The organism is uncultured Boseongicola sp. (genome assembly GCF_937988555.1).
GTDB lineage: Bacteria > Pseudomonadota > Alphaproteobacteria > Rhodobacterales > Rhodobacteraceae > Boseongicola.
In genome coordinates this window covers 1-3,669 of the sequence record NZ_CALJXO010000337.1, presented here as the reverse complement: position 1 = coordinate 3,669, position 3,669 = coordinate 1, and the positions used below count along the sequence as shown (strand labels likewise).

Genomic DNA, 3,669 nt, shown 5'->3' with positions numbered 1-3,669 from the left:
TGTTGAGCGACAACCATCTTGGCCGGTAGCGACACCACCTTGGCCAAATACACGCCGTTACGCCCTTCGCCCTCAGCAATTGACAGCGCAGACGGACCCGCCTGAAAGAGCGCGTTATGCTTCAGGAGAAACGGGACAGGTTCAGTTCCAAACAGATAACCCTCTTGGGCAAAGCGATCTTCCCACATGTCATGGTGCCTATTGTGTGAACTCACGGTCGTCGAGTGTAAGCGCCAAACGGGATCTGATGCGGACCGGTGGGCGGATGTCGCATTATATGCCTTTGAAAGAGAAGTGCCGCACTAAAAAAACGAGGCTGTCACCCAATGGCTGCGTTTTGTCATCCCGCGAAGCTAGGTCACCACCCTGCCCGCCTCAACGCAATTTTTTCTGACGGTGCCATCTTATTTAAGATTCTCTATTGCCAATGAAAAAGCCCCAAAAGAGATATCAAATCGCACTAAACTGTCCCACACGCGCTTACGACAGACAGAACCTGATCCACTTCGGCAATGTCACCTGTAATGGAGTGCATGCTTTACTAAGCCGCACCGAGCCTTCGAGCCGGGGTCCGCGTATGCAAGAATGGATTGACGAATACCGTGGCTCGCGGTGCGTTCTAGTTGGTTAAAACACCAACCCCTGCACCCACGGCGGCGCCCGCAACGCAGCGACCGTCAGCCAACACCTCTCCGGCGGCGCAGCCGATTGCGCCGCCTATGATGGCACGCTCCAAATTGGAATTGGCCCTGTCACAAGCAGAAAGCCCTACTATGGCAATAACTACCGTGAGGCTAAAAATTCTCCGCATACCGCAACTCCTTGTATCTTGTTAAGAAATGAAAAAACGTGTCGAAGGCCGATCATCTAAACAGGTGTTGCACTTCCGCAGTTGAAGTACCGCCAAAAATTGTATTTCCGGACCCGCTGAAGTCTGAGAGCGGCCACGAAGAATCTAACTCTCGTGAGCTCCCCGGATCTCGCTGATGGCTCGTCGCACGGACTGCCAAGTTTGAGCCTCAGCCTCGTTTCCTTCCTCCTGATATTTCTTTGCCTTTTGCGCCGCCTCTGCCTCGGCCTTGTCGCCATGTGCGTTGTAGAGCGATTGTGCGTACTCTGCGATCTTTGCCACATCCATCAGTGGGCCTCCTTCAATTTGACGTTCTATCAGACTGGCTATGTGCCAAGTGTATTTGTGAACAGATCATCACAACTTCTGTTTAAGCGACATGATCTACGTCAATCTGTAAGGATGGTCTGCTCTGGGCCGAGGTCTGCAATGCGGAGAGGCTGTCTGAAAACTATCGAGAGCTTTTACAAATGCCAGAAATTGCCAGATTTGGGCGCGCTCTGGTCGATCTGAACCATCAAACTAGCAACTCCCGAAAACGAGCGGCGCGAAATCATGAAGAATCGCGAGTTTTCACACAGCCTCCGGACAAAGCCGCCGTTTGCAGTTGCGGCGGATGCAACTGTGAAAAATCCAAGGCGACGTTCGCGATTGCGGAAACAAAAACTCGGCAGCGCGGCGCTGCAATCTCTGAAGCAGTCAATCAAAGTCATACCTAATTTGGGGGTTCAATCCTGACCCTCGTTCAACTCGTACTTTCAATCTACCCGACCAAGTCTTGCTGGTCCGACAGAAACCGTAACAAGCGCATCTTAACAATACGCATCTGCTGTGTTTCGACAGCGTCGACATGGTGCGCAACCCATAACGGAGCACTCAGCATTGGCATGGACTTTGGAAGTCTAACCAGACGATCATCGCCATCCCCGACAAAACAAGGCAGCACAGCGATGCCATGTCCCAGCGCCGCCAGTGCCTGTAAAGTCAGGAAACTGTCTGCCGATGTCGTGATTTGACCGGCGGGTACATTGGCGTCCATCCACGTCGCTGCAACAGAGCGCGACAAAGGGCCGGACAACCCCAACCAATTGGCCTGCTCGTGGTCGACAGCATATGCAGCAAAGCCCAATTCTGTTGCGACTTCCCCAACCATGTCCTCTGGCAGTTGCAAAGAGGGACGGATTGCAATGCTGGCTTGGTCCCTTGAAAGATCCAGATGCGTATTGCTACTCAACAGCGTGATGGCGAGGTTCTGCTCCTCGGCCCGCATTGCCGCAACAAATCGTGGCAATACTGCCCCACACAGAGTGTCGGTTGATGTAACTCTGACAGTACCATTCAGTGTCAAACGCCCGCCGCTCGCAAGTCTGTGGACCGCCTGCACCGCGACCTCAGCCTCCTGTGCAGCGCGAATGACATGTGCGCAATCCGAGAGCAGCCGATATCCTTGGGATGTGCGTTCAAACAACGTGGTTCCGTATCGTTCCTCGAATGCGGCAATCCGGCGCAGTACGGTCGCATGGTTGACGTTCAGGTGCTTGGACGCTTGCAGCACAGATCCAGTATCCGCCACTGCCAGGACAAAGCGTAAATCGTCCCAATTTTCGTTGTGCATTAATCCATAACCAATTCTGCAAATATGGTGACTGTTATCACATTTACGAACAATTATGCTGTGGGCAATCAAAAATCGAAACTCACCCCACAAAGGAGTATTAGAATGGGCAAATCAACTCTGGCCATTATGTCGGCGGTTTTCGGCTCTATTGCCGTGCTTGCCTCTGCTGATGGTCACATCAGCGATAAGCAGATCGCTGCTGCCATAAAGGCTCGACAGTCTCAAATGCAGCTTCACGCTTTCAATCTCGGCCTCCTCGGAGCCATGGCAAAACAAGAAACGCCCTATGATGCTGCTGCGGCAAGCGGCGCGGCGGATAACCTCGCGGCCCTCGCGTCGCTAAGCCAGGCTGGGTACTGGTTGCCCGGTTCTGACAGCGACAGTGTAGAAGGCACTCGCGCACTTCCCGCGATTTGGGCCTCGGACAGCAAGATTGGTGAAAAGGGCAAAGATTTTGTGGATGCCGCTTTGGCCATGCAATCAGCAGCGGGTACGGACTTGGGCGCATTGCAGGCTGCGATGGGGCCCGTTGGCAAAAGCTGTGGCGGGTGCCACGAAAGCTACCGCAAGCCGAAAGGCTAGGAAAATGAGGGAATAGGGGACGGTCCTGTCTGAGGAAACTAGCTTGAGCCGGTTAGGGTGGCAATTTAGCGTCTCCGGATGATAAATCACTCCCCTTTCCGCTACTTCAAGACGTCTCCCGAAATCATCCGCTTGGCGGTTATGATTTATGTGTGTTATCCATTTTCGCTTCGAAGTGTGGAAGATTTGCTGCACGAGCGCGGTGTTGATATTAGCCATGAAACGATCCGGTTTTGGTGGACTCGGTTCGGCCCATTGTTCGCCGTGGAGATCCGTAAAAACCGGGTCAATCGGATGCGTACTCATTCGAATTGGCAATGGCATCTGGACGAAATTTTTGTGAAGATCAACGGTGAAACGCACTACCTGTGGCAGGCTTTAGATCACGAAGGTGAGGTGCTCGGAAAGCTATTTTGCCAAGCGCCGCGATCGCAAAGCAGCATTGAAATTCAGGAAAACAATGAAGCGCTTTGGCCAACCACATGTCATCGTGACCGATCTACTGCGGTCTTACGGCGCCGCAATGAAGGTCATCGGCAACGCAGATCGCCAGGAAGCAGGGCGCTGGCTCAACAACCGGGCCGAGAATTCACACCCGCTGCCTGACAGTGGTTTGCTT

The 3,669-nt window shown here is 53.2% G+C and carries 4 protein-coding genes and 2 pseudogenes; 2 read left to right on the top strand and 4 right to left on the bottom strand.

Going from position 1 to position 3,669, the window contains the following annotated elements; genetic code table 11:
- The 4 genes and pseudogenes from Q1B15_RS19995 to Q1B15_RS19980 all read right to left on the bottom strand — a co-directional run.
- Nucleotides 1-188, bottom strand: a pseudogene (locus tag Q1B15_RS19995) (hypothetical protein); the annotation flags it as partial.
- A gap of 431 nt (nt 189-619) precedes the next feature.
- Complete coding sequence (locus tag Q1B15_RS19990) at nt 620-811, bottom strand: hypothetical protein (protein ID WP_299757215.1); 192 nt, start codon at nt 809-811, stop codon at nt 620-622.
- A 144-nt stretch (nt 812-955) separates the two neighbouring features.
- Entirely contained in the window at nt 956-1,138 is a 183-nt protein-coding gene (locus tag Q1B15_RS19985) for a hypothetical protein (RefSeq protein ID WP_299757213.1), read from the bottom strand.
- Between the two features lie 475 nt (nt 1,139-1,613).
- On the bottom strand, nt 1,614-2,465 hold the full coding sequence (locus Q1B15_RS19980) for a LysR family transcriptional regulator (protein ID WP_299757210.1): 852 nt from the start codon (nt 2,463-2,465) through the stop codon (nt 1,614-1,616).
- A 105-nt stretch (nt 2,466-2,570) separates the two neighbouring features.
- Here Q1B15_RS19980 and Q1B15_RS19975 point away from each other — a divergent pair, with 105 nt between their 5' ends.
- On the top strand, nt 2,571-3,050 hold the full coding sequence (locus Q1B15_RS19975; RefSeq protein ID WP_299757208.1) for a cytochrome c: 480 nt from the start codon (nt 2,571-2,573) through the stop codon (nt 3,048-3,050).
- A gap of 78 nt (nt 3,051-3,128) precedes the next feature.
- Nucleotides 3,129-3,669 (top strand): annotated as a pseudogene (locus Q1B15_RS19970) (IS6 family transposase); the annotation flags it as partial.

Bases quoted from the DNA above. Each gene is read 5' to 3' on its own strand.
- Q1B15_RS19990 (WP_299757215.1), bottom strand. From the start codon at position 811: ATGCGGAGAATTTTTAGCCTCACGGTAGTTATTGCCATAGTAGGGCTT.
- Q1B15_RS19985 (WP_299757213.1), bottom strand. From the start codon at position 1,138: ATGGATGTGGCAAAGATCGCAGAGTACGCACAATCGCTCTACAACGCA.
- Q1B15_RS19980 (WP_299757210.1), bottom strand. From the start codon at position 2,465: ATGCACAACGAAAATTGGGACGATTTACGCTTTGTCCTGGCAGTGGCG.
- Q1B15_RS19975 (WP_299757208.1), top strand. From the start codon at position 2,571: ATGGGCAAATCAACTCTGGCCATTATGTCGGCGGTTTTCGGCTCTATT.